This is a genomic window from Kitasatospora sp. NPDC051853 (assembly GCF_044452665.1).
Taxonomy (GTDB): Bacteria; Actinomycetota; Actinomycetes; order Streptomycetales; family Streptomycetaceae; genus Kitasatospora.
Window position 1 is genome coordinate 371626 of the sequence record NZ_JBITBY010000008.1, and the last position, 26774, is coordinate 398399.

Annotated in this window: 24 protein-coding genes and 1 tRNA gene; 15 read left to right on the top strand and 10 right to left on the bottom strand. The window is 71.9% G+C overall.

Features of this window, described 5'->3' with window-relative positions; translation table 11 throughout:
* Nucleotides 1-235: 235 nt before the first annotated feature.
* A complete protein-coding gene (locus ACIA8O_RS24345) occupies nucleotides 236-1609 on the top strand; it encodes an NAD(P)/FAD-dependent oxidoreductase (protein WP_396296048.1) in 1374 nt (457 codons plus the stop codon).
* A gap of 189 nt (nucleotides 1610-1798) precedes the next feature.
* Here the strand turns inward: ACIA8O_RS24345 and ACIA8O_RS24350 are convergent, their stop codons facing one another.
* Nucleotides 1799-4354 carry an ABC transporter permease gene (locus ACIA8O_RS24350; protein WP_396296049.1) on the bottom strand — a complete coding sequence of 852 codons (2556 nt, stop codon included), beginning with the start codon at nucleotides 4352-4354 and terminating at the stop codon, nucleotides 1799-1801.
* Nucleotides 4355-4413: 59 nt separating this feature from the next.
* Nucleotides 4414-5184, bottom strand: a complete 771-nt coding sequence (locus ACIA8O_RS24355) for an ABC transporter ATP-binding protein (RefSeq protein ID WP_396296153.1) — start codon at nucleotides 5182-5184, stop codon at nucleotides 4414-4416.
* Between the two features lie 341 nt (nucleotides 5185-5525).
* Between ACIA8O_RS24355 and ACIA8O_RS24360 the strand changes: the two genes are divergently transcribed.
* The 3 genes from ACIA8O_RS24360 to ACIA8O_RS24370 all read left to right on the top strand — a co-directional run bounded on the left by ACIA8O_RS24360 (nucleotide 5526) and on the right by ACIA8O_RS24370 (nucleotide 7019).
* Nucleotides 5526-5609: transfer RNA gene (locus ACIA8O_RS24360), tRNA-Leu, on the top strand.
* 120 nt (nucleotides 5610-5729) lie between these two features.
* The gene (locus ACIA8O_RS24365) at nucleotides 5730-6617 is read left to right on the top strand and encodes a Bax inhibitor-1/YccA family protein (RefSeq protein WP_396296050.1); all 888 of its coding nucleotides are present in this window, start codon (nucleotides 5730-5732) and stop codon (nucleotides 6615-6617) included.
* A gap of 84 nt (nucleotides 6618-6701) precedes the next feature.
* Nucleotides 6702-7019 (top strand): hypothetical protein, encoded by a 318-nt coding sequence (locus tag ACIA8O_RS24370; RefSeq protein WP_396296051.1) that lies wholly within the window; start codon nucleotides 6702-6704, stop codon nucleotides 7017-7019.
* Between the two features lie 90 nt (nucleotides 7020-7109).
* On the opposite strand, the gene ACIA8O_RS24375 is transcribed toward ACIA8O_RS24370, so the two are convergent.
* The 3 genes from ACIA8O_RS24375 to ACIA8O_RS24385 form a co-directional block, all read right to left on the bottom strand.
* Nucleotides 7110-8039: a hypothetical protein gene (locus ACIA8O_RS24375; protein ID WP_396296052.1), complete on the bottom strand. Its 930-nt coding sequence runs from the start codon at nucleotides 8037-8039 to the stop codon at nucleotides 7110-7112.
* Nucleotides 8040-8305: 266 nt separating this feature from the next.
* Nucleotides 8306-9526 carry an acetyl-CoA C-acetyltransferase gene (locus ACIA8O_RS24380; RefSeq protein WP_396296053.1) on the bottom strand — a complete coding sequence of 407 codons (1221 nt, stop codon included), beginning with the start codon at nucleotides 9524-9526 and terminating at the stop codon, nucleotides 8306-8308.
* An 84-nt stretch (nucleotides 9527-9610) separates the two neighbouring features.
* A complete protein-coding gene (locus ACIA8O_RS24385) occupies nucleotides 9611-10672 on the bottom strand; it encodes an SGNH/GDSL hydrolase family protein (RefSeq protein WP_396296054.1) in 1062 nt (353 codons plus the stop codon).
* Between the two features lie 246 nt (nucleotides 10673-10918).
* On the opposite strand from ACIA8O_RS24385, the gene ACIA8O_RS24390 reads away from it, so the two are divergent.
* The 4 genes from ACIA8O_RS24390 (at nucleotide 10919) to ACIA8O_RS24405 (ending at nucleotide 15954) form a co-directional block, all read left to right on the top strand.
* Nucleotides 10919-12319 (top strand): cystathionine beta-synthase, encoded by a 1401-nt coding sequence (locus ACIA8O_RS24390; RefSeq protein WP_396296055.1) that lies wholly within the window; start codon nucleotides 10919-10921, stop codon nucleotides 12317-12319.
* Nucleotides 12320-12748: 429 nt separating this feature from the next.
* Nucleotides 12749-13075 carry a hypothetical protein gene (locus tag ACIA8O_RS24395; RefSeq protein ID WP_345281996.1) on the top strand — a complete coding sequence of 109 codons (327 nt, stop codon included), beginning with the start codon at nucleotides 12749-12751 and terminating at the stop codon, nucleotides 13073-13075.
* Between the two features lie 220 nt (nucleotides 13076-13295).
* The gene (locus ACIA8O_RS24400; protein WP_396296154.1) at nucleotides 13296-14480 is read left to right on the top strand and encodes an Ig-like domain-containing protein; all 1185 of its coding nucleotides are present in this window, start codon (nucleotides 13296-13298) and stop codon (nucleotides 14478-14480) included.
* Between the two features lie 238 nt (nucleotides 14481-14718).
* Nucleotides 14719-15954 (top strand): hypothetical protein, encoded by a 1236-nt coding sequence (locus tag ACIA8O_RS24405; protein ID WP_396296056.1) that lies wholly within the window; start codon nucleotides 14719-14721, stop codon nucleotides 15952-15954.
* 74 nt (nucleotides 15955-16028) lie between these two features.
* Here the strand turns inward: ACIA8O_RS24405 and msrA are convergent, their stop codons facing one another.
* Both msrA and ACIA8O_RS24415 read right to left on the bottom strand, forming a co-directional pair.
* Nucleotides 16029-16688: a peptide-methionine (S)-S-oxide reductase MsrA gene (msrA, locus tag ACIA8O_RS24410; RefSeq protein WP_396296057.1), complete on the bottom strand. Its 660-nt coding sequence runs from the start codon at nucleotides 16686-16688 to the stop codon at nucleotides 16029-16031.
* 114 nt (nucleotides 16689-16802) lie between these two features.
* On the bottom strand, nucleotides 16803-17855 hold the full coding sequence (locus tag ACIA8O_RS24415) for a DUF4034 domain-containing protein (protein ID WP_396296058.1): 1053 nt from the start codon (nucleotides 17853-17855) through the stop codon (nucleotides 16803-16805).
* 210 nt (nucleotides 17856-18065) lie between these two features.
* On the opposite strand from ACIA8O_RS24415, the gene ACIA8O_RS24420 reads away from it, so the two are divergent.
* From ACIA8O_RS24420 to ACIA8O_RS24435, 4 genes are all read left to right on the top strand, one after another.
* Nucleotides 18066-19220, top strand: coding sequence for a cystathionine gamma-synthase (locus ACIA8O_RS24420; protein ID WP_396296059.1), 1155 nt, complete (start codon nucleotides 18066-18068; stop codon nucleotides 19218-19220).
* A gap of 81 nt (nucleotides 19221-19301) precedes the next feature.
* Nucleotides 19302-20516, top strand: a complete 1215-nt coding sequence (gene ilvA / locus ACIA8O_RS24425; protein ID WP_396296060.1) for a threonine ammonia-lyase — start codon at nucleotides 19302-19304, stop codon at nucleotides 20514-20516.
* Nucleotides 20517-20667: 151 nt separating this feature from the next.
* Nucleotides 20668-21681, top strand: a complete 1014-nt coding sequence (locus tag ACIA8O_RS24430; RefSeq protein ID WP_396296061.1) for an ATP-binding cassette domain-containing protein — start codon at nucleotides 20668-20670, stop codon at nucleotides 21679-21681.
* A gap of 68 nt (nucleotides 21682-21749) precedes the next feature.
* Nucleotides 21750-22541: an ABC transporter permease gene (locus tag ACIA8O_RS24435; RefSeq protein WP_345282208.1), complete on the top strand. Its 792-nt coding sequence runs from the start codon at nucleotides 21750-21752 to the stop codon at nucleotides 22539-22541.
* Nucleotides 22542-22608: 67 nt separating this feature from the next.
* Here the strand turns inward: ACIA8O_RS24435 and greA are convergent, their stop codons facing one another.
* A complete protein-coding gene (greA, locus tag ACIA8O_RS24440; RefSeq protein WP_396296062.1) occupies nucleotides 22609-23109 on the bottom strand; it encodes a transcription elongation factor GreA in 501 nt (166 codons plus the stop codon).
* Between the two features lie 149 nt (nucleotides 23110-23258).
* Nucleotides 23259-23687 (bottom strand): DUF4307 domain-containing protein, encoded by a 429-nt coding sequence (locus ACIA8O_RS24445; protein WP_396296063.1) that lies wholly within the window; start codon nucleotides 23685-23687, stop codon nucleotides 23259-23261.
* A 149-nt stretch (nucleotides 23688-23836) separates the two neighbouring features.
* Here ACIA8O_RS24445 and mca point away from each other — a divergent pair, with 149 nt between their 5' ends.
* On the top strand, nucleotides 23837-24727 hold the full coding sequence (mca, locus tag ACIA8O_RS24450) for a mycothiol conjugate amidase Mca (RefSeq protein WP_396296064.1): 891 nt from the start codon (nucleotides 23837-23839) through the stop codon (nucleotides 24725-24727).
* A gap of 74 nt (nucleotides 24728-24801) precedes the next feature.
* Nucleotides 24802-25017 (top strand): hypothetical protein, encoded by a 216-nt coding sequence (locus ACIA8O_RS24455; RefSeq protein ID WP_396296065.1) that lies wholly within the window; start codon nucleotides 24802-24804, stop codon nucleotides 25015-25017.
* A 7-nt stretch (nucleotides 25018-25024) separates the two neighbouring features.
* Here ACIA8O_RS24455 and ACIA8O_RS24460 read toward each other — a convergent pair whose 3' ends face one another.
* Entirely contained in the window at nucleotides 25025-26068 is a 1044-nt protein-coding gene (locus ACIA8O_RS24460; RefSeq protein ID WP_396296066.1) for an FAD-dependent oxidoreductase, read from the bottom strand.
* Between the two features lie 99 nt (nucleotides 26069-26167).
* On the opposite strand from ACIA8O_RS24460, the gene ACIA8O_RS24465 reads away from it, so the two are divergent.
* Nucleotides 26168-26749: a TetR/AcrR family transcriptional regulator gene (locus ACIA8O_RS24465; protein ID WP_396296067.1), complete on the top strand. Its 582-nt coding sequence runs from the start codon at nucleotides 26168-26170 to the stop codon at nucleotides 26747-26749.
* Nucleotides 26750-26774: the final 25 nt, after the last annotated feature.

Sequence of the window (26774 nt, forward strand, 5' to 3'; positions counted from 1 at the left end):
GCTGGGTAGTGGAATCGAAACAACGGGCCGGGAACCGGGAGCGGATCGGGATCGTTGCTGCTCAGCGACGGGGTGTCGCACCGGTCCCGTTCGAGCCGTCCGGGAACGGCGTCGGGTGCGGGTGAGGTGACACCGTAGGGCCCTTCGTGTGGCCGCGCAGTGTAGCAGAGGGTGTCCAGAGGCTTGTGACGGGCCTCACGAAGGTGCCCCCGAACGGGGGTGGATACTTTCGGATATGAGCACCACGGAGCGTCCTCGCATCCTGATCGTCGGCGGTGGTTACGTCGGCCTGTATGCCGCGATGCGCATTCTCAAGAAGATGCGCTACGGCGAAGCGACCGTCACGGTCGTCGACCCGCGGTCGTACATGACGTACCTGCCCTTCCTTCCCGAGGCGGCCGGCGGCAACGTCGCGCCTCGCAACCTCGTCGCGCCGCTGCGCAGCGCCCTCAAGAAGGCGGAGGTGCTCACCGGTGCGGTCACCGGTGTGGACCACGCCCGCAAGGTCGCCACCATCCAGCCCGCAGCGGGCGACTCCTACGAGCTGTCCTTCGACTACCTGGTCGTCGCCACCGGCTCGGTCTCCCGCACCTTCCCGATCCCCGGTCTGGCCGAGCACGGCATCGGCATGAAGACCGTGGAGGAGGCCATCAGCCTCCGCAACCACGTGATGGCCCAGCTGGACCGGGCCGAGTCCACCACGGATGAGGCGATCCGCCGCAAGGCGCTCACCTTCGTGGTCATCGGCGGCGGCTTCGCCGGCATCGAGACCATCGCGGAGATCGAGGACATGGCGCGCGACGCCGCCAAGATCTACCGCACCGTCAGCCGCGACGACATGCGCTTCATCGTCGTCGAGGCCGCCAACCGCATCCTCCCCGAGATGGGCCCGGACCTCGGTCTGTGGACCAAGGAGAAGCTCGAGGAGCGCAACATCGAGGTCTACATCGAGACCTCCATGGACTCCTGCGTCGACCAGCACGTGGTGCTGAAGAACGGCATGGAGATGGACGCCTCCACCATCGTGTGGACCGCGGGCGTCAAGCCGAACCCGGTGCTGTCGAACTTCGGCCTCCCGCTCGGCCCGCGCGGCCACGTGGACGCCGCGCCGACCCTCCAGGTCACCGGCTTCGACTACGTCTGGGCCGCCGGCGACAACGCCCAGGTGCCCGACCTCGCCGCCGGCGAGGGCGCCTGGTGCCCGCCGAACGCGCAGCACGCCGTCCGCCAGGCCGCCGTCCTCGGTGACAACGTCATCTCGGGCATGCGCGGCTTCCCGCAGACCGAGTACAAGCACAAGAACCTCGGCGCGGTGGCGGGCCTCGGCCTGCACAAGGGCGTGGCCATCCTCTTCGGCAAGGTCAAGCTCAAGGGCCGCCTGGCCTGGTGGTTCCACCGCGGCTACCACGGCGCGATGGTCCCGACCATGAACCGCAAGATCCGGGTCTTCACCGACTGGACGCTGGCGATGTTCCTCAAGCGCGAGACCGTCGGCCTGGCCCAGATGGAGAAGCCGTTCGAGGCGTTCCAGGAGGCCACCGGCCCCGCGCCGAAGGCGGCCGTCCCGGCCCCCGCCGCCGAGCCCGCCAAGGAGCTGGCCAGCAAGTGAGCGACTGGCCCCGGGAGTTGACCGCTCCCGGGGTATGAGTCGGAGGCTCTCCGCCCGGCAGTGTCGCCGGACCACGACCTCCGTGGTGCTCAGCCGGTCCCACGACCGGGCGGAGTACAGCAGTTGGAACCGCAGAAGGCCCCCACCGGATCTCCCGGTGGGGGCCTTCCGCGTGCTCCGGACGGGCCGTCAGTCGGTCTTGATGCTGGTCAGGATGTCCAGCTTGGACGCCCGGCGGGCGGGCCACAGGGCGGCCACCAGGCCGACCAGACCGGCCATCAGCAGGAAGAGCAGCAGCTGGCCGTAGGGCAGCTCGGTGACCAGGCCCGGGATGGCGGAGTCCAGGGTGGAGTTGACCGCCCAGGCCAGGAAGGAGCCGAGCAGCACACCGGTGACGGCGCCGAAGAGCGAGATCACCACCGACTCCAGGTGGACCATCCGCTTGATGCCCCGCCGGTCCAGGCCGATCGCCCGCAGCATCCCGATCTCCCGCTTCCGCTCGAACACCGACATCGCCAGCGTGTTGACCACGCCGAGGACGGCGACCAGCACCGACATGGCCAGCAGGCCGTACATCATGTTGAGCGCGAAGGAGATGATCTGGTTGAACTCCTCCTTCATCTGCGCCTGGGTCTTGACCTCGATCACCGGGTTGTTGCCGGTGGCCTCCTTGACCGACTTGGCCAGCGTGGAGGTGGCGCCGTCGGTGCCCTTCACCAGGATGTCCCGGATGTCGGCGTCCTTGGCGTGCGGGGCCATCACCGAGTCGGCGACCACGAAGGGCGAGAGCAGGTCCAGCGACTGGTAGACGCCGCCGACCGTCAGGGCGCCGGTGGTGCCGTCCAGGAAGTCGGCCTTGACCGTCGAACCCACCGTCAGGCCGCGCTTCTTGGCGATCCCGGCCTCGACCAGGACCTGACCCTTGGTCAGGGTGTCCGCCGAGCCGGCGTCCATGGTGAGGTCGAGCAGCTTGGGCAGGTTCTGCGGGTTCACACCGGAGACCGCGGCGTCCTTGCCGTCCAGGTCCCAGTAGGCGTTGGTGAGCGCGCTGGAGGCGGCCACGCCGGGGGCCTTGGCGACCTTCTCGGCCAGCTCGGGGGAGAGGCTCATCCGGTTGGCGCTGGAGACCTTGTAGTCGGCCACCACGCCCTTGGTGACGATCCGGTCCACCGCGCCGCTGACCGAGGCGCCCATCACCGTCATGGCGGTCACCAGGGTGAGGCCGATGGTGAGCGCGGCGGCGGTGGTGGCGGTGCGGCGCGGGTTGCGCACCGCGTTGCGGCGGGCCAGCTTGCCGGGGGTGCCGGCCACGGCGGCCAGCAGCGGGCCGGCCAGCGCGATCACCGGACGGGAGAGCAGTGGCAGCAGGACGAAGATGCCGATCATCGCGACCGGGGCGCCGCCCATGATGACGTAGCGGCCGGTCTCGCCGCCCTTGGAGGCGCCGCCGAGGATCATCGCGAAGCCGGCCGCGGTGAGCAGCGAGCCGATGACGTTCCGGACGATCAGGCTCTTCTGGGTGGCCGGGGCGTCGCCGCTGGCCATCGCGGCCACCGGGGCGATCCGGGAGGCCCGCAGGGCCGGCAGCAGCGCGGAGACCACGGTGACCAGGACACCGGTCACCAGCGCGGTGATCACGGTGGCCGGGGCGATCACCAGCGGGCCGGTCGGCATGCCCTCGGCCAGCTTCGCGATCCCGGCCTGCATCGCGGCGCCGATCCCGATGCCGGTGACCAGGCCGGCCACCGAGGCGGTCAGGCCGATCAGCAGCGCCTCGGCCAGCACCGAGCGGGTGATCTGGCCGCGGGCCGCGCCGATGGCGCGGAGCAGGGCCAGCTCCTTGGTGCGCTGGGCGATCAGCATGGTGAAGGTGTTGGCGATGATGAAGATGCCGACGAAGAGCGAGATGCCGGCGAAGGCCAGCAGCATGGTCTTCATGCCGCTGGTGCTCTGCTCGACCATCTTGGTCTGATCGGCCGTCAGCTGGTCACCGGTCTTCGCGGTGATCGCGCCTTCCTTGGGCAGCTTGGCGATCACCGCCTCCTGCAGCGCGGTCTGCGAGGTGCCGGGCTTGCCCTGGACGTCGATGGCCGAGAAGCGGCCGGGCGAGAGCAGGAACTGCTGCGCGGTGGCGGTGTCGAAGAGCGTGAGGGTGGCGCCCGCGGTGATCTGCGGGTCGTCGGTGGTGAAGACGCCGGTCAGCTTCACGTCCTGGGCCGGGCCGTTGCCCGCCACCCGGACGGTGTCGCCGACCTTGTACCCGGCCTTGTCGGCGCTGGCGCGGTCCAGCGCGATCTCGCCGGCCTTCTTCGGGCCCTGGCCCTCGACCATCGGGTAGCGCGGGTCCTTGCCGTCGGCGGCCGGGGCCCAGTTGGCGCCGTAGGCGCTGTACGCCTGGCCGATCAGGTCGCCCTTCCGGTCGGCCACGGCGGTGAAGCCGGCCGCCACGCCGCGGACCCGCTCCACGCCCGGGAGGGCGGCCAGCTGGTCGACGGTGGCCTTGGTGAGCTCGGCGTCGCCGCCGGTCTTCTCGGAGGCGCGGGCGTAGGCGGAGGCCGAGGCGTCGGTGACCTGGACCGAGACGTCGGAGTAGCTCTTGGAGTAGCTGTTGGTCATGGCCTTGCCGAGCGTGTCGGAGAAGACCATGGTGCCGGCCACGAAGGCGGTGCCGAGCATGACGGCGAGGACCGTCATGAGCAGCCGGCCCTTGTGGGCCGCCACGTTGCGCAGTGCGGTGCGGAACATCGGATGTCGTCCTGGGGGAGTGGGAGCGGGCGGGCGGGCGGTGACGGGCCGTCAGGCCGTCAGCTCGTCCGGCCCTTGGCGTCGAAGCGGCGCATCCGGTCCAGCACGCTGTCCGCGGTCGGGCCGGTCAGCTCGTCCACGATCCGGCCGTCGGCCAGGAAGACCACGCGGTCCGCGTAGGAGGCGGCGACCGGGTCGTGGGTGACCATCACGACGGTCTGGCCCAGCTCGCGCACCGAGTTGCGCAGGAAGGAGAGGATCTCCGCGCCGGAGCGGGAGTCGAGGTTCCCGGTCGGCTCGTCGGCGAAGACGATGTCCGGCTTGCTGGCCAGCGCGCGGGCGCAGGCCACGCGCTGCTGCTGGCCGCCGGAGAGCTGCGAGGGGCGGTGCGAGAGCCGGCCGGAGAGGCCGACCGTCTCCACCACGCGGTCCAGCCACGGCTGGTCGACCTTGCGGCCGGCGATGTCCATCGGCAGCGTGATGTTCTCCAGCGCGGTCAGCGTCGGCAGCAGGTTGAAGGCCTGGAAGATGAAGCCGATCTTGTCCCGGCGGAGCTTGGTGAGCTGCTTGTCCTTCAGGCCGACCAGCTCGGTGTCCCCGATGGTGGAGGAGCCGGAGCTCACCGTGTCCAGACCGGCCATGCAGTGCATGAGGGTGGACTTGCCGGAGCCCGAGGGGCCCATGATGGCGGTGAACTGGCCCTGCGGGAACACGACGCTGACGTTGTCCAGCGCGACCACCCTGGTCTCGCCCTCGCCGTAGACCTTGTTGAGGCCGGTGGCGCGGGCGGCCGCCTGGCCGGTGTGGGCGGCGTACGCGGGCTTGGTGATCACGGGGGAACTCCTTGCGGACGTGAGGGGGTCGTGGGAGGCCGGACGCAGGGCCCGGCCGCTACACCATCTTCCGCTGGACGATCATGGAATCCGTCGCTCCCCGGGACGGTTGAACCCACCGCCGCTGGGCGTAGGCGGAACGCGGGCTTCTCCTCCTGCGGTATGACACCGACCCCGAGCCGGGGCGGATGGCCGGATCGCGCCGAGGGGTGGCCGATTTCCAGACGATTCGTCAGATGTCAAGGAAACATGACAAATTGCCTGCCTGAGAGTGTGCGAAAGAGTGCTCTGGGCGACTAGTCTCAGGGGGAAGCCCGTACGAGGGGCGGAGAGGTCCCGCCCGGGTGGTGGAACGCAGACACGGGCAGCTTAAAACTGCTTGGCCGTAGGCCGTGCCGGTTCGAGTCCGGCCCCGGGCACCACAGACTCCGCGCAGGTGGCGCGCGTGTGCGAGATCATCCTCGCGGCTGAGGCTCATTCCTTTGCCAAGGCATTACCCTGGAGCGGTGCGGGCGGCACCACGCCGCCCCGGAGGGAATGACATGAGAAGCAGCAACCCGGTCTTCTCGCGGGAGGGGTCCTTCACCCGCGACACCGGCTACGCGGGATTCAACACGGCCCAGCAGCCCCAGGCCGGGGCGCCGCAGGCCGGGAACCCCTACGGCACCAACCCGTACGGCAACAACCCCTACGCCCAGCCGCAGCCCGGTCAGCTGACCGACGAGCAGCTGACGCAGATGTACCAGGCGCCTTCGGCCGGCCCGCTGCAGACCGGCCGGATGACCATGGACGACGTGGTCGCCCGCACCGCGATCACGCTGCTGACCCTGGTCGCGGCCGGCGCGGTGGCCTGGTTCGCGCTGCCCGCCACCTCCTTCGGCCCGGCCGTCGGCGCCGCGTTCGCCGCCTTCGTGGTCGGCATGGTGATCAGCTTCAAGCGGAGCGTCAGCCCGCCGCTGATCATCGCCTACGCGGCCCTGGAGGGCTTCTTCCTCGGCGCGATCAGCCACGCCTTCGAGTCCATGTGGAACGGCATCGTGGTGCAGGCGGTGCTCGGCACCGCGGCGGTCTTCGCGGCCATGCTGATCGCCTACAAGTCCGGCCGGATCCGGGTCACCCCGCGCTACACCCGGATCGGCATCGCGATCGCCATGGGCTTCGTGCTGCTGATGCTGGTCAACCTGGTGGCCTCGATGTTCGGCGCCGACATGGGCCTGCGCTCGGGCCCGCTGGGCATCCTGGTGGGCATCCTCGGCATCGGCATCGGTGCCTTCTTCCTCTCGCTGGACTTCGCCGAGATCGAGGCCGGCATCCAGGGCGGCGCCCCGGAGAAGGAGGCCTGGCGGGCCGCCTTCGGGCTCACCCTCTCGCTGGTCTGGATCTACCTGGAGATGCTGCGCCTGATCGCCATCCTGCGCGGCGACGACTGATCCCGGCTCGATCCACTGGAAGCCCGCCCCGGTTCGCACCGGGGCGGGCTTCCGCCGTTCCCGGCAGCGCATAGGCTCGGCCGCATGGCAGACGCACAGACCTTCCTGGCCGCCGTGGACCGGCTGGCCGACCGCTTCCGCTCGATGCCGCAGAGCAGGCTGCTGGCCCCGGTGCCCGGGTACCCGAGCCGGGCGGCGGCGGTGCTGGCCCTGGCGGCCGACTCGGCCGGGCGGGCGCTGGAGTTGGCGGGCGAGCCGCCGCGGGAGTTCCCGGACGCCGGGGCCTTCGCGGTGGGCGACCAACTGGCCGTCGCCGGGCGGGAGCTGGCCGCGGTGGCCGGCCCCGAGGTGCTGGCCCAGGCGCTGGACGCGGTGCGGTCGGCGGACGAGCTCACCGCCTGACCGTCCGCCTGCCCGCACGCACACACGCCGACGGCCGGCCGAGTCGGTAACCCCGATGACTCGGCCGGCCGTCGGCCTGCTGACGGTGGATCAGATGCTGGCGACCACCCGGTCGGCCAGCACGTAGACGGCCTCCTCGTCGGTGGAGAAGGTCAGCGAGTAGGAGCCGGAGAACCGCGAGCCGCCGAGCAGCCGGACGTCCTCGCCGGCCCGGACGGCGTCGATCAGGCGGTAGGCGGCCTCCCGGTCGCCGGGGGCGACGCAGAGCGTGGTGCCGTCGGCGAAGGCGTACACGTCCAGGGTGCCGAGCGGGCCGGGGCGGACGTCGGTGAGCGCGACGCCCTCGTCGGCCAGGGTGGCCAGGCGGGTGTCGGTCCACTCGCGGGACGGCGTCGGGCTGGGCACGAAGTCCGGGTGCGAGGGGTGGCGGCGCGGGTCGGGGGCGGCCACCGGCTCGGCGTCCGCGGCCGGTTCGGCGTCCAGCAGGCCGGCCTCCAGGCCGGTGGCGAGCAGGTCGGCCTCGCGGCGGGCCCGGATCTCCCCGGCGCTCTCGGCGGGGTGGCCGCCGGAGGGGTGCGCGCCCGCCGGGCGGGGGACGGCGGTGCCGCCGTCCTCGTTGATCATGTCCTCCAGGGCGCTGCGCAGCGCCTCGCCGAACTCCGGGTCCATGGTGCCCGCCTGGTCGGCGGCGTCCAGCGGGCCGGTCGGCCGCGGGAAGAAGAGCGGCCACTCCTCCTGGGCGCTGGTGAACGGGGAGTCGAAGATCGGGGCGTCCTCGGCGGCCCGGGCCTCCTGCTCGGCCCAGAACGCGCGGGCCTCGGCGATCTCCCGCTCACGGTCGGCGGCCAGTGCCTCGTGCACCGCCCGGCGTATCACGGTCTCGTCAACCACCGCGGGGGCGGCGGCACTTGCGGCGGCGGTCTGCTCGGCGAGGCGGCGGGAGATGCGGCGCGCCTGGACCAGCAGGCAGACGGAGAGGGCGATCAGGACCAGCAGCAGGATGGTGTACACGACGCTCACGGAACGTACTCCTAGGGAGGAGCGGAACGGGGTTACGTCTCCACAGTGCCGCATGGGCGGCTGATGCTGCAGTGGCAGATGTCCGATTTGTCCGTGACTTTCGTCCTTGTCCTCAAATTGTTAGGTAGTCCCGCTCTACGCTGCGGAGTTGGCCGATTCCAGGGCGTCGACAAAACGGCCTCCGGAGGGTGCGCCGAGGGCCGGATCGCTCAAAGAGTGTGATCCGGCCCTCAGTTACGCAACGTCACTCCGAACGGGTGTCCCGCTCAGCTCAGGCGCTCGATGACCATCGCCATGCCCTGGCCGCCGCCGACGCACATGGTCTCCAGGCCGAACTGCTTGTCGTGCCACTGGAGGGAGTTGATCAGGGTGCTGGTGAGGCGGGCGCCGGTCATGCCGAAGGGGTGGCCGACGGCGATCGCGCCGCCGTTGACGTTCAGCTTCTCCAGTGGGATGCCCAGGTCCCGGTAGGAGGGGATGACCTGGGCCGCGAAGGCCTCGTTGATCTCGACCAGGTCGATGTCGTCGATGGTCAGACCGGCCCGCTTGAGCGCCTGGCGGCTGGCCTCGACCGGGCCGTAGCCCATGATCTCGGGGGAGAGGCCGCTGACGCCGGTGGAGACCACCCGGGCCAGCGGGGTGAGGCCGAGCTCGCGGGCCTTGGTGTCGGACATGATCACCAGGGCGGCCGCGCCGTCGTTCAGCGGGCAGCAGTTGCCGGCGGTGACGGTGCCGTCCGGGCGGAAGACCGGCTTGAGGCCGGAGACGGCCTCCAGGGTGACCCCGGCGCGCGGGCCGTCGTCGGCGGAGACCACGGTGCCGTCGGGCAGGGTGACGGGAGTGATGTCGCGGGCCCAGAAGCCGGACTTGATGGCGGCCTCGGCCAGGTTCTGCGAGCGGACGCCGAACTCGTCCTGCTCGGCGCGGGTGATCCCCTTGAGCGCGGCCAGGTTCTCGGCGGTCTGGCCCATCGCGATGTAGGCGTCCGGCAGCAGGCCGTCCTCGCGCGGGTCGTGCCACTCGCCGCCGCCCTCCGCGGCCCGCTTGGCGGTGCGCGCCACGGCGTCCGCGAAGAGCGGGTTCTGGGTGCCCGGCATGCCGTCCGAGGTGCCGTTCACGCTGCGCGAGACGGTCTCCACGCCGGCCGAGATGAAGATGTCGCCCTCGCCCGCCTTGATGGCGTGCAGTGCCATCCGGGTGGTCTGCAGCGAGGAGGCGCAGTACCGGGTGATGGTGGCGCCGGGCAGGTAGTCCATGCCCATCTGGACCGCGATGATCCGGCCCAGGTTGTGGCCCTGCTCGCCGCCGGGCAGGCCGCAGCCGAGCATCAGGTCGTCGATCTGGCGCGGGTCCAGCTCGGGGACCTTGGCCAGCGCGGCGCCGATGATCTGCGAGGTCAGGTCGTCCGGGCGGATGTCCTTGAGCGAACCCTTGAAGGCCCGGCCGATCGGCGAACGGGCGGCGCTGACGATGACGGCTTCGGGCATGGTGGGCTCCTCGCTGGGTGTCCGGGCTGACGGGGCGTCCGGGTGCGGCCGCGCGGGGGCGGCGGCGGACGGCCCGGAAGAAAGTTACCGCTTGGTAGCTCGGTCGTCACCCGTCCCCGTGTGTGAGTTGGCCGACGCCGGTTCGGGCGTCGAGTCGGCCGCGTCCGGCAGGCCGAACCGCAGGCGCAGCTTGACCTGCGCCCACCGGCGGCCGAAGTCCCCGATCCGCTCGTCGGCGGTCACCTCGGTGCCCGAACGGCCCGCCGCGGCCGCCGCGGCGACGGCCACCGGCAGCACCTGCTCTGCCCCGGGGGCGGCCGGCTCGTGCTCGTCCGGCCAGAGGTCCAGGGCGGCGCAGAGCGAGGGCAGCAGGGCCATCGCGGCGGTCGCGTAGCCCTGCGCGGAGGGGTGGTAGCGGTCGGCGGCGAACATCTCCGGGCGGGCCGCGAACTCCGGGCCCAGCAGCGATCCCAGCGAGACCGTCCGGCCGCCCTCCTCCACCACCGCGATGGTCTGCGCGGCGGCCAGCTCACGGCTCAGCCGCCGGGCGACCCAGCGCAGCGGCGGGCGCACCGGCTTGATGGTGCCCAGGTCCGGGCAGGTGCCGACCACCACCTGGCAGCCGGCCTCGCGCAGCGCCCGGACCGCCTCGCCCAGCTGACGGACCGCCAGGGCGGGCGGGGTGCGCTTGGTGACGTCGTTGGCGCCGACGATGATCACGGCCAGCTCGGGGCGGTGCGGCAGCACCTGGAGCACCTGCTCGGCCAGGTCGGCGGAGCGGCCGCCGGAGCGGGCCACGTTCGCCAGCCGCACCCGCCGTTCGGCCACCGAGGCCAGCCCGGCCGCCAGCAGCGCGCCCGGGGTCTCGTGGCCCCGCCGCACGCCGAGCCCGGCCGCCGTCGAGTCGCCCAGGAAGCCCAGCACCAGCGGCTCCTGCTCACCCGCCGGATCGGCGAAGGCGGCCCCGTACACGCCGTCGGCGCGCGGCGGGTCGCCCTCCAGCAGTCCGACCGCGCGGACCGCCAGCCGGCTCTCGGTGACCAGCAGCCCGACGAAACCCACCCCGAGCAGGCCCAGCCCGCCGCCGCCGTACGCGGCCGCGGTGGCGATCCGCCGGGCCGCCCGGGCCCGTGACTCCCGCGTCAACCCCGTACCCCCTCCGTCCACCGGGCCCCTCACCGGGGCGGTACCTTCTGTCCCCTTCTGGGTACCCAACGACGGCGCGGCCTACCGGGCACCCTCGTCCATCCGGGGAGAGAACGTCAGGTGCGGCGCGCCGCGCGACCGGCGCCCGCGCCCCGCCCGCCCCGCACGTGCCCGTCCACCCCTTGAGACGCCCTAGGCTTTGAGGTACTCACAGCCGTCGCATTGCCCCAGACCGGGAGGACCCCCGTGCGGTACCACAATTCGATCATCGACCTGGTCGGCGGAACGCCGCTGGTGAAGCTCAACAAGGTCACCGAGGGGATCAGCGCCACGGTGCTGGCGAAGGTCGAGTACTTCAACCCCGGCGGCTCGGTGAAGGACCGGATCGCGGTGCGCATGATCGAGGCCGCCGAGGCCTCGGGCGCCCTCAAGCCGGGCGGCACCATCGTCGAGCCCACCTCCGGCAACACCGGGGTCGGCCTGGCGATCGTGGCCCAGCAGAAGGGCTACAAGTGCATCTTCGTCTGCCCCGACAAGGTCTCCACCGACAAGATCAACACCCTCCGGGCCTACGGCGCCGAGGTGGTGGTCTGCCCGACCGCCGTCGCGCCCGAGCACCCGGACTCCTACTACAACGTCTCCGACCGCCTGGTCCGCGAGACCCCGAACGCCTGGAAGCCGGACCAGTACTCCAACCCGGACAACCCGGCCTCGCACTACCACTCGACCGGCCCCGAGCTCTGGGAGCAGACCGAGGGGAAGATCACCCACTTCGTGGCCGGCGTCGGCACCGGCGGCACCATCTCCGGCACCGGCCGCTACCTCAAGGACGCCTCGAAGGGCGCCGTCAAGGTGATCGGCGCCGACCCGGAGGGCTCGGTCTACTCCGGCGGCACCGGCCGTCCGTACCTGGTCGAGGGCGTCGGCGAGGACTTCTGGCCGACCGCCTACGACCGTGAGGTGGCGGACGAGATCGTCGCGGTCTCGGACAAGGACTCGTTCCAGATGACCCGCCGCCTGGCCAAGGAGGAGGGCCTGCTGGTCGGCGGCTCCTGCGGGATGGCCGTGGTGGCCGCGCTGGAGGTCGCCAAGCGGCTCGGCCCGGACGACGTGGTCGTGGTGCTGCTGCCGGACGGCGGCCGCGGCTACCTGTCGAAGATCTTCAACGACGACTGGATGGCCGACTACGGCTTCCTGCCCTCGGAGACCGACGAGGCGCACATCGGCGAGGTGCTGGCCCGCAAGGACGCGCTGGAGCACGAGGGCGTCCCGCAGTTCGTCCACATGCACCCCAACGAGACGGTGGCCGAGGCGATCCGGGTGCTGCGCGACTTCGGCGTCTCGCAGATGCCGGTGGTCTCGCCGGGCGCCGGGCACCCGGACATCATGGCCGGCGAGGTGATCGGCTCGGTGGTGGAGCGGGAGCTGCTGGAGGGCCTGTTCACCCAGAAGATCGCGCTCACCGACACCCTGGACAGCGTGATGTCCAAGCCGCTGCCGGTGGTCGGCTCGGGCGAGACCGTGACCAGCCTGATGACGGTGCTGGAGAAGGCCGACGCCGCCGTGGTGCTGGTCGAGGGCAAGCCGCAGGGCATCGTGACCAGCCAGGACCTGCTGGCCTACCTGGCCAACCGGGCCGGTCACTGACCCGCCGTCAGCCGCCGTACGGGGTGCGGCGGCTGACGGAACGCTCCTCGCACGAAGTGGTACACCGGCGTCACCTGCGCGCATCACGCGGTTAACACGGGTCGTGCACTGTAGTGGTCAACGGCGAGACGCCGAAGCAGGTGACAGCGGACGCGGGAGCGGCTCCCCGCACCGTGGTCACCACGGACACGTCGGTCGGCCCTGACCCGGCCCTCCGTGTCCCGCCCGTGGGGGTTGCCGTCGTCCCGCCCCTGCCCGGCCCAGGCCGGCGCAGGGTGCGGTGGCCCCCGCGGCACCTACCGCGCCGCAAGGCGCGCTCCGCGGTTCCCGGGTGGGGGAACCAGGGCGGAGACGGCGAGGCCGGCCCCCTTCCGAGGGGGCCGGCCTCACCCGTTTCCCCGGCGGCCGGGCCTCGCCTAGGCTCGCCCCATGACCAGCACTGACCTGCCCGAGCAGGACGCCCCCCGTTACGTACGCCTCAGCATCGAGATCGTCGCCGAGATCACCGACGAGCAGGCCCTGAAGGCCGCCGCCCTGGCCCAGGTGGAGGCCGACGAGTACCTGGACGACGAGGAGCGCGGCCAGTCGGTGGAGGCGATCGAGCTGGACCCGTCCGGTTCGCTCGCCCACTTCATCGACCCGGTGGCGCTGCTCGGCGGCGTGCCCGGCACCGAGCTGACCTCGGCCACCTGGGAGTCGGCCCGGATCGACTACGACCCGGACGAGGAGACCTGGACCGAGTACGCGGACCAGTAGGCAAGCGCGACGATCCCCCGCCCGGAGCCCCGGGTGGGGGATTTGTCCGTTCTGGCGGCATCTTCAGTACTCTCGTACGATCTCAACCGTTTGGTGATGGAACCGCTTCCGCCCGGATCGCGTTGATTTGGTACGTAACGCCCGTAGGTGAAGAGCAGGGAGAACCGCCGTGACGCAGACCGAGAAGCCGCGCTGGACCAGGCGTGGCGTGCTGGCCGGGATGCTCGGTGCCCCCGTCCTCCTGCTGGCGGCCTGCAACGACGACAAGCCGTCCGGTGGTGGCGGCGGTGCTGGCAGAGGCGGGGGCGGCGGCAGCAGTTCGCCGAAGACCTCGGTCGCGAAGATCACGGTCTCCCCGGCGGACGGCGTCACCGACGCCCCGTTCAGCCGGCCGGTCCGGGTCGCGGTGGTGGACGGGAAGCTCGCCTCGGTGAAGCTCACCGCGGAGGACGGCAAGGAGATACCCGGGCAGCTCGCCGCCGACGGCGCGAGCTGGGAGTCCACCGGGCCGCTGGCCAGCGGCAGCAAGTACGCCCTCGCGGCCGTCGCCCACGACAAGGACGAGCTGGAGGCGGACGCCAACGCGGAGTTCGCCACCGCCTCCCCGGCCAACACCTTCGTCGGCTACTTCACCCCGGAGAACGGCTCCACCGTCGGGGTCGGCATGCCGGTCTCGATCAACTTCAACAAGGCGGTCACCGACCGCAAGGCCGTCCAGCAGGCGATCACGGTGACGGCCGAGCCGGGCGTCGAGGTCGTCGGGCACTGGTACTCCAGCACCCGGCTCGACTTCCGCCCCGAGCAGTACTGGGCCAAGGGCACCAAGGTCACCCTCAAGCTGCGGCTCAAGGACGTGGAGGGCGCCAAGGGCGTCTACGGCACCCAGTCCAAGGACGTGACCTTCACCATCGGCCGCAGTCAGGTCAGCGTCGCGGACCTGTCCAAGGACACCCTCACGGTGACCACCGACGGCCAGGTGACCGCCACCTACCCGGTGATCGGCGGCTCCCCGGAGCACCGGACCTGGGCCGGGAAGATGGTCATCTCCGAGCAGTACACCCAGACCAAGATGGACTCGCAGACCGTCGGCCTCGGCGACGAGTACAACATCCCGGACGTCCCGCACGCCCAGCGCCTGACCACCTCCGGGACCTTCATCCACGGCAACTACTGGTCCCCCGCGTCACAGTTCGGCAACGCCAACACCAGCCACGGCTGCATCGCCCTGCGGGACGTCAAGGGGGCCGGGGATCCGGGTACGAACGGGGCCAGGTTCTACGCGAATTCGATGGTCGGCGACGTGGTCGAGGTGATCAACTCCGGCGACAGGACGGTGAGTCCGTCGAACGGCCTGAATGGCTGGAACATGGACTGGAGCGCCTGGAAGGCGGGCAGCGCGGTCTGACCCTGCGGACGGAACGTCATAAGAACGGGATAAGTTACCGGGTGTGTCCTGGTTCGGCCACGAGTGCCGAAAACGGGATGACCCGGTGGGCGAAAGCTGCTTGCCTGGGGGCGTTACCAAGAGTCGAGCGTTGCAGCCCGGGGAGCAGTCCGGGTGCCTTTCACGGGGGAGTAGTCCCATCAACACCACCCTGCGCCGGACGGCGCGTGTCGCCGTCGCCGCCACCGCCTGTTCCGTCGTGCTGGCCGGCGGCCTGGTCGCCTGCGGCACCGTCAAGCAGCTGTCCGCCGCCGACAAGGTCTCCGACGCCTTCGGCAAGGTCTCCGAGGGCAAGAGCTTCAAGGCCGAGGTCGGCTTCGACGCGACCGCGGACCAGATCCTGGCCTTCGACAAGGCCATGACCAAGGGCAAGAAGAAGAGCGAGCAGCTCGACCGCAAGACCGCCGAGCTGATGGCCGGCATCAAGCTCTCGGTGGCCGTGGCCTCCGACAAGCCGCTGAAGGACGTGGCGGGCCTCAAGGACGGCAGCCAGATCACCGACTTCAACTCCATTCCGGACGACCTCGGTTACGACTTCGCCTACGCCGTCACCGGCAAGGACGGGGCCCTCGCCGACCTGCGCTACGTCGACGGCACCTTCTACGCGAAGGCCGACGTCGAGGGCATCGCCAAGATCGCCGGCGAGGACACCGCGGAGCTGAAGCAGGGCGCCGCGATGTTCCCGAAGGTCATCCAGGACGCCCTCGGCGGCAAGTGGGTCTCGGTCGACACCAAGACCTTCAAGGAGCTGGCGCAGGAGGCCACCAAGGCGTCCGGCACCAAGACCGCCCCCTCGGCCGCCCCGTCGGTGGACCCGAAGGTCGCCTCCAACCTGGTCAACACCGTCAAGGACGTCATCTCCCGCAACGTCACCTTCGAGGACAAGGGCAAGCACGAGGGCGCCGACCACATCTACGTGGCCGCCCCCGCCAAGGCCTTCGCCGACGACCTGCTGAAGAGCATCAAGCCGCTGGCCAAGGACATCCCGGGCTTCGACGAGCTCCCCGGCACCGTCCCGTCCGACTTCCCGGACCAGAAGGTCGGCGTCGACGTCTACATCAAGGACGGCGCGCTCTCCGGGATCTCCCTCGACCTGGCCCAGTTCGAGAAGGACGCCCCGGCCGACGCCCACATGCCGATCAAGGTGACCTTCACCAAGGACGCCGAGGCCCCCAAGGCCCCGGCCGGCGCCACCGCCTTCACCAAGAAGGACTTCGAGGACGTCATGGGCGCCGTCATGGGTGCCGCGATGGGCGGCAAGACCCCGGGCGGCAAGACCACCACGGGCACCAAGCCCGGTGCCGGCACCAGCACCCTGACCGACGCCCAGATCAAGGAGCTCGCCGCGCTCGGTGGCGTGCCCGAGGCGCAGATCAAGCTGCTCGCCCAGACCGGCATGACCTACGACCAGCTCAAGGCCGCCGTCGCGGGCTGACGGCGGATCAGCACGGAGGCCCCGCCGCTCCCCCTCTCCAGGGGAGCGGCGGGGCCTCCGTCGTGCCCGGGCCGTCAGGCCTTGGCGACGCCGATCGGGCAGCTGGCGCCGGTGCCGCCGAGGCCGCAGTAGCCGTTCGGGTTCTTGGCGTCGGAGAGGTACTGCTGGTGGTACTCCTCGGCCGGGTAGAACGGGCCGGCCGGGGCGATCTCGGTGGTGATCGGGCCGAGGCCGATCGCGGTGAGCTCGGGCTGGAAGGCGTCCTTGCTGGCCAGTGCGGCGGACAGCTGGGCGGGGGAGTGGGTGTAGGCGGCGGAGCGGTACTGGGTGCCCCGGTCGTTCCCCTGGCGGTGGCCCTGGGTCGGGTCGTGGGACTCCCAGAAGGTCTTCAGCAGGGTCTCGTAGGAGACCAGCCGCGGGTCGTACACCACCCGGACCACCTCGGTGTGCGCGGTCAGGCCGCTGCACACCTCCTCGTACGTCGGGTTCGGCGTGTGGCCGCCCTGGTAGCCGACCAGGGTGGTCCAGACGCCGGGCAGGCGCCAGAAGGTGCGCTCCGCGCCCCAGAAGCAGCCGAGCGCGAAGTCGGCGGTCTCCAGGCCGTCGGGGTACGGGCCGGTGAGCGGGGTGCCGAGGACGGTGTGCGGCCCGGCCGGCACGGACCGGGGCTCGGCCCGGCCGGGCAGGGCCTGCTCGGGGGTGACGAGCTCGCTCTTGTGACGGTTGAACAGCACGGCCTGCTCCCGGGGTTCGGCATCGGGGGGTGACCGTCACAACGCCGCGGGCCCGCCCGGCATTCCGGACGGGCCCGCAGGTCGACGGGGGCTGACGGGGGCTCAGCCGCGAGCTCAGCCGCGGGCGAACGCGGCCACCGTGCGGGCCCGCAGGTCGGTGAACTCGTCCGGGCCCTGGGAGGAGCGCAGGAAGGTGCGGGGGATGACCGGGCCGAGGGCCTGGAACTGGGCCAGTGCCTCGGCGTGCCGGCCCTGGCCGGTCAGGAAGCGGACGGCCCAGCCGCGGGCGGTGGTCAGCTGCGGGTGGTCCGGGCGGGCGGCGGCCAGGTCGGCGAGCAGGGCGTCCACGGCGGCCCGCAGCTCCGGGGTGCCGAGGCCGGCCGCGCCGTCGCCGTACTGCTCGGTGTAGGCGTCCAGCTTGTAGACGGTGAGCAGGCTGCCGATCGGGGCCGCGGCGACGGTGGCGTCGACGAAGGCGTGCATCAGCTCGTGGCTGCCGTGCCACTTGCGGGTCCAGTACTCCTTGCCCTGCCAGATGCCGTCCCAGTGCCGCGGGGCGCGGGAGGAGACCTCGGACCAGAGCGCGCGGAACTCCTCGTTGGACCAGTTCTGGCCGCGGGCCAGCGCCAGCTGGGCCAGGTACGGGGTCGGGTCCCCGGCGGGGGCGAGCCGGGCGGCCCGGGCGCCGGCCTCGCGGGCCTCGGCCAGCTTGGCCTGGAAGCCCTTGCGCATCTCGTCGGTGACGGTGTCCGAGTAGCCCGAGCCGCGGATCGCCCAGGCGGCGTGCACCAGCGCGGCGGTGCGGATCGAGGCGGCGTCCGAGGACTCCGGCCGCTCCTGCCGCCAGGCCTCCAGCCACGCGTGGTGCCGGCCGGCCAGGTCGACCAGCAGGTCGATCCGGTCGTAGCGCTCGTCCCAGTCCGTCCCGGCGGCCTCGACGTACTCGGCGGCCGGGCGCCAGTCGCCGCGCTCGGCCGCCTCCAGGGCGGCCCGGCCGCGGTCGTCCAGGGTGGTGTGGCCGAGCACCAGGCCCCGGTCCGGGACCAGGCCGAAGCGCTGGGCGGTGGCCTCGTCCAGCGGGGCCGCCGGGCGGGCGGCCCGGCGGGCGAGCAGCGACTTGCCCAGGGTGAAGAGCAGCATGACGACCGCGATGGTCAGGAACAGCACGGGGCACTCCGGTGGTTCACGGGGGAACTGACGGTGGGTCGGACGACGGGTGCGGCGGCGCGCGGCAGGGCGGTCCGACGTGCTCCGCCCGGGTCGGACAGGTGTACGGAGCGTGCAGATCGTAGCCGCACCCCGCGCGGAAGTTGACGGACGGTCCGACCGGAGGACGTTCTGACCCCCTTGGTCCCGTTCGCGGTCTAGGCTCGGACCATGACCGAGCACCCTCTTCCCCAGGGCTTCGAGACCCTCGCCATCCACGCGGGCCAGGAAGCAGACCCCCAGACCGGGGCCGTCGTCACGCCGATCTACCAGGTGTCCACCTACAAGCAGGACGGAGTGGGCGGGCTGCGCGGCGGCTACGAGTACAGCCGCTCCGCCAACCCGACCCGCACCGCGCTGGAGGAGTGCCTCGCCGCGATCGAGGGCGGCGCCCGCGGCCTCGCCTTCGCCTCCGGCCTCGCGGCCGAGGACACCCTGCTGCGCACCGTGCTGAAGCCGGGCGACCACATCGTCATCCCGAACGACGCCTACGGCGGCACCTTCCGCCTGTTCGCCAAGGTGCTGAGCCGCTGGGGCGTCGAGTTCTCGGTGGCCGACACCCAGAACCTGGACGCCGTCCGCGCGGCGATCCGCCCGGACACCAAGGCCGTCTGGGTGGAGACCCCGTCCAACCCGCTGCTGGGCATCTCCGACATCGCCGGCCTGGCCGAGGTGGCGCACTCCGCGGGCGCGCTGCTGGTGGTGGACAACACCTTCGCCAGCCCCTACCTGCAGCAGCCGCTCTCCTTCGGCGCCGACGTGGTGGTGCACTCCACCACCAAGTACATGGGCGGCCACTCGGACGTGGTCGGCGGCGCGCTGGTCGCGGCCGACGCGGGCCTCGGCGAGGAGCTGGCGTACCACCAGAACGCGATGGGCGCGGTCTCCGGCCCGTTCGACGCCTGGCTGGTGCTGCGCGGCATCAAGACCCTGGGCGTCCGGATGGACCGGCACAGCTCCAACGCCGAGAAGGTGGCCGAGCTGCTGCTCTCGCACCCGAAGGTCAGCCAGGTCTACTACCCGGGCCTGCCGGAGCACCAGGGCCACGACATCGCGGCCAAGCAGATGAAGGCCTTCGGCGGCATGGTGTCGTTCCGCGTCGCGGGCGGCCAGCAGGCGGCGGTCGAGGTCTGCAACCGGGCGCAGCTGTTCACCCTGGGCGAGTCGCTGGGCGGCGTCGAGTCGCTGATCGAGCACCCGGGCCTGATGACCCACGCCTCGGTCGCGGGCTCCGCGCTGGAGGTCCCGGCCGACCTGGTCCGGGTCTCGGTCGGCATCGAGGCGATCGACGACCTGCTGGCGGACCTGACCCAGGCGCTCGGCTGATCCTGCTCCACCCGGGGGCGCGCGCCGTGCGGCGCGCGCCCCTTCGCCAACTCCCGTACGGCACACGGCACCTGAGGAACCATGCAGAACTGGCCGGTCACCCTGGACGACGTCCGCGGTGCGCACAAGATGCTCGCCGGGGTCGCCCGGGTCACCCCGATGGAGAGCAGCCGGTACCTCTCCGGGCTGATCGGCTCGCCGGTCCACCTCAAGTGCGAGAACCTCCAGCGCACCGGTTCCTTCAAGCTGCGCGGCGCCTACGTGCGGATCGCCGGGCTGACCCCGGTGCAGCGGGCCGGCGGCGTGGTGGCCGCCAGCGCGGGCAACCACGCGCAGGGCGTGGCGCTGGCCGCCTCGCTGCTCGGGGTGCGCGCCACCGTCTTCATGCCGCGCGCCGCCCCGCTGCCCAAGGTGGCCGCCACCCGTGACTACGGGGCCGAGGTGAAGCTGCACGGGGCGACCGTGGACGAGGCGCTGCGGGCCGCCCAGCAGTACTCGGAGGCCACCGGCGCGGTCTTCATCCACCCCTTCGACCACTGGGACGTGGTCACCGGCCAGGCCACCGTCGGCCTGGAGATCCTGGAGCAGTGCCCGGAGGTGCGCACCATCCTGGTCGGGGTGGGCGGCGGCGGGCTGCTGGCGGGCATCGCGGCGGCGGTGAAGCCGCTGCGGCCGGACGTCCGGGTGGTCGGGGTGCAGGCGGCCGGCGCGGCCGCGTACCCGCCCTCGCTGGCCGCCGGACGGCCGGTCTCGCTGGAGCGCTTCGCCACGATGGCCGACGGCATCATGGTCGGCCGCCCCGGCGACATCCCCTTCGAGGTGGTGAACACGCTGGCCGACGGCGTCCGGACGGTCTCCGAGGAGAGCCTCTCGCGGGCCCTGCTGGTCGGCCTGGAGCGGCTCAAGATGGTGGTCGAGCCAGCCGGGGCCAGCCCGGTGGCGGCCCTGCTGGAGCACCCGGAGGACTTCCGGGGCGGCCCGGTGGTGGCGGTGCTCTCCGGCGGCAACATCGACCCCCAGCTGATGCAGCGGGTGCTGCGGCACGGCCTGGCCGCCGCCGGGCGCTACCTCTCGCTGCGGGTGCGGCTGACCGACAAGCCGGGGGCGCTGGCCGACCTGCTGGCCGTGCTCACCCGGGTGGATGCCAACGTGCTGGACGTGGCGCACGTGCGGATCGACCCGCAGCTGGGGCTGACCGAGGTCGAGGTGGACCTGCACCTGGAGACCAAGGGGCCGGAGCACTGCGCCCTGGTGGTGGGCGAACTCCGGGACGCGGACTACGTGGTGAGCCGCTGAGCGGGAAAACCGGGGGCGGTTGTCAGCGGTAGCTGAGAGGGTGTCAGCGCCGTTCCGCGGCACGAATCCCGGTGCGCCGGGTACCGCCGTGGGATAAAACGGACAGATCATCCTGTGCAAGTCATTCCGCAAGACGAGATGAGGAAGGCTCATGGCGCCAGCCATCCAAGCCGAGAACCTGGTCAAGACCTTCGGTGACGTACGCGCCCTCGACGGCGTCAGTCTGGACGTCCCCGAAGGCACGGTGCTGGGGCTGCTCGGCCCCAACGGTGCCGGCAAGACCACCACCGTGCGGGTCCTCACCACCCTGCTCCGCCCCGACTCCGGCCGCGCCGTGGTCGCCGGGGTGGACGTGCTCAAGCACCCCAACCGGGTGCGCAGCCTGATCGGCCTCTCCGGCCAGTACGCCGCCGTCGACGAGTACCTGACGGGCCGTGAGAACCTGGAGATGGTCGGCGAGCTGTACCAGATGAGCAACCGCGACTCCAAGGCCCGGGCCAAGGAGCTGCTGGAGTGGTTCAACCTGACCGAGGCCGCCGACCGCACCGCCAAGACCTACTCCGGCGGCATGCGCCGCCGCCTGGACCTGGCCGCCGCCCTGGTGGTCCGCCCGCCGGTGATGTTCCTGGACGAGCCGACCACCGGCCTCGACCCGCGGAACCGGCTGGCGCTCTGGGAGGTCATCGAGACCCTGGTCGAGCAGGGCACCACCCTGCTGCTCACCACCCAGTACCTGGAGGAGGCCGACCGCCTCGCCCACGACATCGCGGTGGTCGACCACGGCAAGGTGATCGCCCGCGGCACCGCCGACCAGCTCAAGGCCCAGATCGGCGGCGAGCGGATCGAGGTCGTGGTGCACCGCGGCGACGACGTGACCGAGGCGATGGCCGCGCTCGGCCCGTACGCCAAGGGCGACCCGGCGCTGGAGAAGAACACCCGGAAGATCACCGTCCCGGTCAGCGGCGGCGCCCGGGTGCTGGCCGACGTGATCCGCGAGCTGGACGCCCGCTCGATCGAGATCGACGACATCGGCCTGCGCCGCCCGACCCTGGACGACGTCTTCCTCTCCCTCACCGGCCGGGCCACGGTCGAGGAGGACGAGGACGAGTCGGGCGAGGGGCAGAAGCCGGCCAAGGGCCGCAAGAGCCACGGGAAGGACGCCTGATGACCACGGCCAACCCGCAACAAGCCATCGGCTCCGCCGTCACCCACCCCAAGCACGGCCTCGCGGCGATGCTGCACGACTCCTGGGTGGTCGCCAAGCGGAACCTGCGCCGGATGACCCGCATCCCGGAGATCGTGGTCTTCGGCCTGATGCAGCCGGTGATGTTCGTGCTGCTCTTCACCTACGTGATGGGCGGCGCGATCCAGATCCCCGGTGCCACCGCGAGCACCGACACCTACACCCAGTTCCTGATGGCGGGCATCTTCGCCCAGACCGTCACCTTCGCGGTGGCCGGCGCCTCGGCCGGCATCGCGGAGGACATGACCAAGGGCCTGGTGGACCGCTTCCGCTCGCTGCCGATGGCCCGCTCCGCGGTGCTGGTCGGCCGCACCCTGGCCGACCTGGTGCAGACCGCCTTCACCCTGCTGGTGCTGGCGGTCGTGGCGGCGATCGTCGGCTGGCGCTTCCACGAGGGCTTCCTCAAGGCGCTCGGCGCGTTCGCGCTGCTGCTCCTGCTGGGCTACGCCTTCTCCTGGATCGGCGCGCTGATCGGCCTCTCGGTGCGCAGCCCCGAGGCGGCCACCTCGGCCGGTCTGATCTGGCTGTTCCCGCTGACCTTCGTCTCCAACGCCTTCGTGCCGATCAGCTCGATGCCGGGCTGGCTCCAGCCGATCGCGTACTGGAACCCGTTCAGCGCCACCGTGCAGGCCTGCCGCGACCTGTTCGGCAACCAGCTCGGCCCGGTGCAGGGCGGCTGGCCGATGGAGAACGCCGTGCTGGTCTCGGTGCTCTGGTCGCTGGTGATCCTGGGGCTGTTCGGTTGGCTGTCGGTGCGCAAGTACCGCTCCGCCGTGGGGTGACTCCCGGTACGAGAGCGGCCGCCCCCTCCAGGAGGGGGCGGCCGCTCTCGTACGTGCTGAGGGCGCGTCAGCCGGCGTGGGCCTCGACCGCGACGATCTTGACCATGGCGCGCTTGCCGTTGGGCAGCTCGTAGTGCGCCTCGTCACCGATCTTCTTGCCGTCGATCGCCAGGCCCAGCGGGGACTGCGGCGAGTAGACGTCGATGTCGGTGGTGCCCGCCATCTCGCGGGAGCCGATCAGGAACTTCATGGTGTCGTCCTCGTCGCCGTCGAAGGCGACGGTGACCACGGTGCCGGGGGCCACGGCGTCGGTGCCCGCGGGAGCCTCGCCGACCTGGGCCCGCTCCAGCAGCTGGGTGAGCTGGCGGATGCGCAGCTCGCCCTTGCCCTGGTCGTCGCGGGCGGCGTGGTAACCGGCGTTCTCCTTGAGGTCACCCTCCTCGCGCGCGGCCTCGATCTTCTGGGTGATCTCGGAACGCCAGGTGGTGGTCATGTACTCCAGCTCAGCCTTGAGCTTGTCGTAGCCGGCCTGAGTGAGCCAGGTCACGTTCTCGCTGGTCTGGGTCACGGGTGCTCCTCGTAGGTGCAGGGTCGCGCTGAGGGTTGGGTCAGCAGTCGAACGGTGTCGTACTACAAAGCAACGCCCGGCTTCCGGGCAGGAGGCACGGAAGGGGCGAAACCACGAGCCTAACAAGTTCCACCGACGAAAGGGAGGCGTTACTTCGCCGGGGCGCAGCCCAGCAGTTGTGCGCTGGTGGCCCGGGCGGTGGTGCGCAGGGTGACCACCTCGTCGTACTCCGACCCCTCGGCGGGCACCTGGAAGTCGTGCAGCCCGACCACGCCGCCGTCCTCGGCCTGGGCCCGGACGGTGCAGACCCCGGCCTTCCCGTCGCTCTTGTGCACGGAGAGCTGCACCTGCACGGCGCTGTCGGAGACCACCTGGAAACCGGGCAGCAGCCCGTTCATCTCCGAGCCCTTGCTGACGTACGACCAGCCGAGCCAGCCGACCAGGGCCAGGCCCAGCGCGCCGCAGACCACGCCGACGGTCCTGAGCCTGCGGTCGGCCTCCCGGTCGGAGGAGCGGCCGTAGCGGCCCTGCGGCGCGGCGGCGGGGGCGGTGGGGGTGGTCGTACGTCCGGAGTCCATGGCGGCTCAGTCCTTTCGCGGAGGGGCCGCCGGTCTGCGGAGGGAATGGACGAGCCCTTCGGTCAGTCACTATAGGAGTGGTCCGTCCGCGCCGGAGGCGGCGGGGGAGCGGCCCGATGAACCGGATGATTCCCGGAAGGAACCAGGCGTTGACTGAGCAGTTGCGACTGATGGCGGTGCACGCGCACCCGGACGACGAGTCCAGCAAGGGTGCCGCCACCATGGCGATGTACGTGTCGCAGGGGGTGGACGTCCTGGTCGCCACCTGCACCGGGGGCGAGCGCGGCTCGATCCTCAACCCCAAGCTCCAGGGGGACCCGTGGATCGAGGAGAACATCCACGAGGTCCGCAGCAAGGAGATGGACGCGGCCCGGGAGATCCTCGGCGTCAAGCAGGCCTGGCTCGGCTTCGTCGACTCCGGCCTCCCGGAGGGCGACCCGCTGCCGCCGCTGCCGGAGGGCTGCTTCGGGCTCCAGGACGTGGCCGAGGCGGCCGCGCCGCTGGTCAAGCTGATCCGCGAGTTCCGCCCGCACGTGATCACCACGTACGACGAGAACGGCGGCTACCCGCACCCCGACCACATCATGACCCACAAGATCACCATGGCCGCCTGGGACGCGGCCGGTGACCCGGAGGCGTACCCGGGCCTGGGCGAGCCGTGGCAGCCCTCGAAGCTGTACTACAACGGCTTCACCATGAACCGGATCAAGACCATGCACGCCTACCTCACCGAGCACGGCATCGAGTCCCCGTACGGCGAGTGGATCGCCGGCTGGGAGAAGAGCGGCCGCAAGGACCGGGAGATCACCACCCGGGTGCGCTGCGACGACTGGTTCGAGACCCGGGACCGCGCGCTGATCGCGCACGCCACCCAGATCGACCCGGACGGCCCGTGGTTCCGGGTGCCGCTGGAGGTCCAGAAGGCCGTCTGGCCGACCGAGGACTTCGAGCTGGCCCGCTCCCTGGTCGACACCGACCTGCCGGAGGACGACCTGTTCGCCGGCCTGCGCACCCCGGCCGGTAGCGCCGCCTCGGCCTGACGGCGACGCCTGACGGCGCGACACATTCCACCCCGGTGGCCCGGCCCGTGTAGGGCCGGGCCACCATTGGAGACATGAGCACCCCGATGCACCTCACCGACCTCGCCACCGCGGCCCTCGCCTACGACAAGGCCAAGGTCACCCCCGGCCTGCTCGGCTTCGTGGTCTTCGCCGCCCTCGGCGTGGCCACCTGGTTCCTGGTCAAGTCCATGAACAAGCAGTTCGGCCGGGTGAACTTCGTCGAGGAGCCCGAGACCGCCGCCGCCCCTGCCAAGCCCGCCAAGGACTGACGACGGCTCAGCCCGGCAGCAGCCGGGCCAGCCCGTCCCGGAGCGCGGTGCGCTCGGTGGAGACGAAGCGGTGCAGGGTGCGGGAGACGAAGGCGGTGCGCTGGGCGGTGCGCCGCCGTTCGCGGTCGTAGTCGCGCAGCGCGGCCGCCAGGCCGGTGCGCCCGTGCCGCACCACCGCCCGGGTCAGTGCCCCGGCGTCCAGGATCGCGGTGCAGGCGCCCTGGCCCAGGTTGGGCGTCATGGCGTGCGCCGCGTCGCCGACCAGGGCGGTCCGGCCGCCGTGCACGAAGCTCGGCAGGGCCGGGTGCAGGTGCCGCATCTCGTAGCGGAGCCAGCCGGCCGGGTCCGTCCCGGTGAGGACGCGGGGGATCGGGTCGTGCCAGCCCTCGAAGAGGCCGGGCAGGTCGGCGGCGGTGGTGCCCTCGGGGACGGCCGCGTACCAGTTGGTGCGGCCGGGCTCGACCGGCGTCAGGCCGAAGAAGCGGCCCCGGCCCCAGGTCTCGCCGTGCAGCCCGCTCTCGAAGTCGGCGATGCCGATCCAGGCCACCGAGCCGATCGGCTCGGGCCCGCTCGCGTCGCCGAAGCAGCGCCGGCGCACCACGCTGCGGATCCCGTCGGCCCCGACCAGCAGGTCGTGCCCGGTCCGCACCGCGTCCACCTCGGTGACCGGCTCGCCCAGCTTGACCGCGACGTCCCCGAAGGACTCCAGCCCGGCCAGCAGGGCGTCGATCAAGTACGGGCGGGAGACCAGCAGTTCGGGCTTGCCCGCCTTCTTCTCCACCCGGTCCAGCGGCAGCCTCGCCAGCACCCGGCCGTCCGGCCGGCGGATCTGCGCGGAGCGGTAGGGCACCGCCCGGCGGCGCACCGCCCCGCCCACCCCGAGCTCGTCCAGCGCGTCCTGCGCGGCGGGGGTCAGCGCGAAGGCGGTGCCGTAGCGCTCCACCTCGGTGCGGCGCTCCAGCACCGTCACCCGCCAGCCCGCCCGGCGCAGCCCGATCGCGGTCGCCAGCCCGCCGACTCCCGCCCCCACCACGATGGCCGTACCCGTCATCACGCCCCCCGGCGTTCGTGTCCGTCGGTGCCTACCACACCTGTGGTACCACGCCTGGGGTACCTTGGGCAACGCACGGACGAGCAAGGAGAACTGACGGTGAGTGGGAACCGACGGGACGCGCTGCGCGACGCCGCGATCCACGTCCTGGCCGAAGCGGGAGGTCGCGGGCTGACCCACCGCGCCGTGGACGCCGCCGCCGGGCTGCCGCTGGGCACCGCCAAGAACTACTACCCGAGCCGCGACGCCCTGCTCCGCGCCACCGCCGAGCGGATCGTCGAGCAGTACCGGCGCACCACCGCCGAACTGGTCGCCTCCGGCGCCCGGCCCGTCGACCGGGCCGGCCTGGCCGCCCTGCTGGCCGGACTGCTCCGCAACGTGGCCGGCCCCGGCGCCCCCCGGATGCTCGCCTACCTGGAACTCCAGACCGAGGCCGCCCGCCGCCCCTGGCTGGCCGACATCCTCGCCACCGTCGTCGCCGCCGACTTCGCCGGCTTCGAACACGCGCAGCGCGCCGCCGGACTCCCCGTCACCCCCGGGCGCGCCGCCGCCGTCACCCTCGCCCTGCACGGCGCCATCCCGCAGCTGCTGGGCGGCGGGGCCGGAGCCCTCGCCGCGGCGGGCCTGGACGACGTGGACGCCTTCGTCCACGGCCTGCTGGAGTCGGTGTACGGGACCTGAGGCGCTCGATGCGCAAGGATGGGGC

What these genes read in the sequence shown, in the direction of transcription:
- ACIA8O_RS24370 (WP_396296051.1), top strand. Translation starts at nt 6,702, where the DNA reads ATGGCAGACGCACAGACCTTCCTGGCCGCCGTGGACCGGCTGGCCGAC.
- ACIA8O_RS24435 (WP_345282208.1), top strand. Translation starts at nt 21,750, where the DNA reads ATGCTGCACGACTCCTGGGTGGTCGCCAAGCGGAACCTGCGCCGGATG.
- ACIA8O_RS24420 (WP_396296059.1), top strand. Translation starts at nt 18,066, where the DNA reads ATGACCGAGCACCCTCTTCCCCAGGGCTTCGAGACCCTCGCCATCCAC.
- ilvA (WP_396296060.1), top strand. Translation starts at nt 19,302, where the DNA reads ATGCAGAACTGGCCGGTCACCCTGGACGACGTCCGCGGTGCGCACAAG.
- ACIA8O_RS24345 (WP_396296048.1), top strand. Translation starts at nt 236, where the DNA reads ATGAGCACCACGGAGCGTCCTCGCATCCTGATCGTCGGCGGTGGTTAC.
- ACIA8O_RS24460 (WP_396296066.1), bottom strand. Translation starts at nt 26,068, where the DNA reads ATGACGGGTACGGCCATCGTGGTGGGGGCGGGAGTCGGCGGGCTGGCG.
- ACIA8O_RS24445 (WP_396296063.1), bottom strand. Translation starts at nt 23,687, where the DNA reads ATGGACTCCGGACGTACGACCACCCCCACCGCCCCCGCCGCCGCGCCG.
- ACIA8O_RS24395 (WP_345281996.1), top strand. Translation starts at nt 12,749, where the DNA reads ATGACCAGCACTGACCTGCCCGAGCAGGACGCCCCCCGTTACGTACGC.
- ACIA8O_RS24380 (WP_396296053.1), bottom strand. Translation starts at nt 9,526, where the DNA reads ATGCCCGAAGCCGTCATCGTCAGCGCCGCCCGTTCGCCGATCGGCCGG.
- ACIA8O_RS24350 (WP_396296049.1), bottom strand. Translation starts at nt 4,354, where the DNA reads ATGTTCCGCACCGCACTGCGCAACGTGGCGGCCCACAAGGGCCGGCTG.
- ACIA8O_RS24400 (WP_396296154.1), top strand. Translation starts at nt 13,296, where the DNA reads ATGCTCGGTGCCCCCGTCCTCCTGCTGGCGGCCTGCAACGACGACAAG.
- ACIA8O_RS24365 (WP_396296050.1), top strand. Translation starts at nt 5,730, where the DNA reads ATGAGAAGCAGCAACCCGGTCTTCTCGCGGGAGGGGTCCTTCACCCGC.
- ACIA8O_RS24430 (WP_396296061.1), top strand. Translation starts at nt 20,668, where the DNA reads ATGGCGCCAGCCATCCAAGCCGAGAACCTGGTCAAGACCTTCGGTGAC.
- ACIA8O_RS24455 (WP_396296065.1), top strand. Translation starts at nt 24,802, where the DNA reads ATGAGCACCCCGATGCACCTCACCGACCTCGCCACCGCGGCCCTCGCC.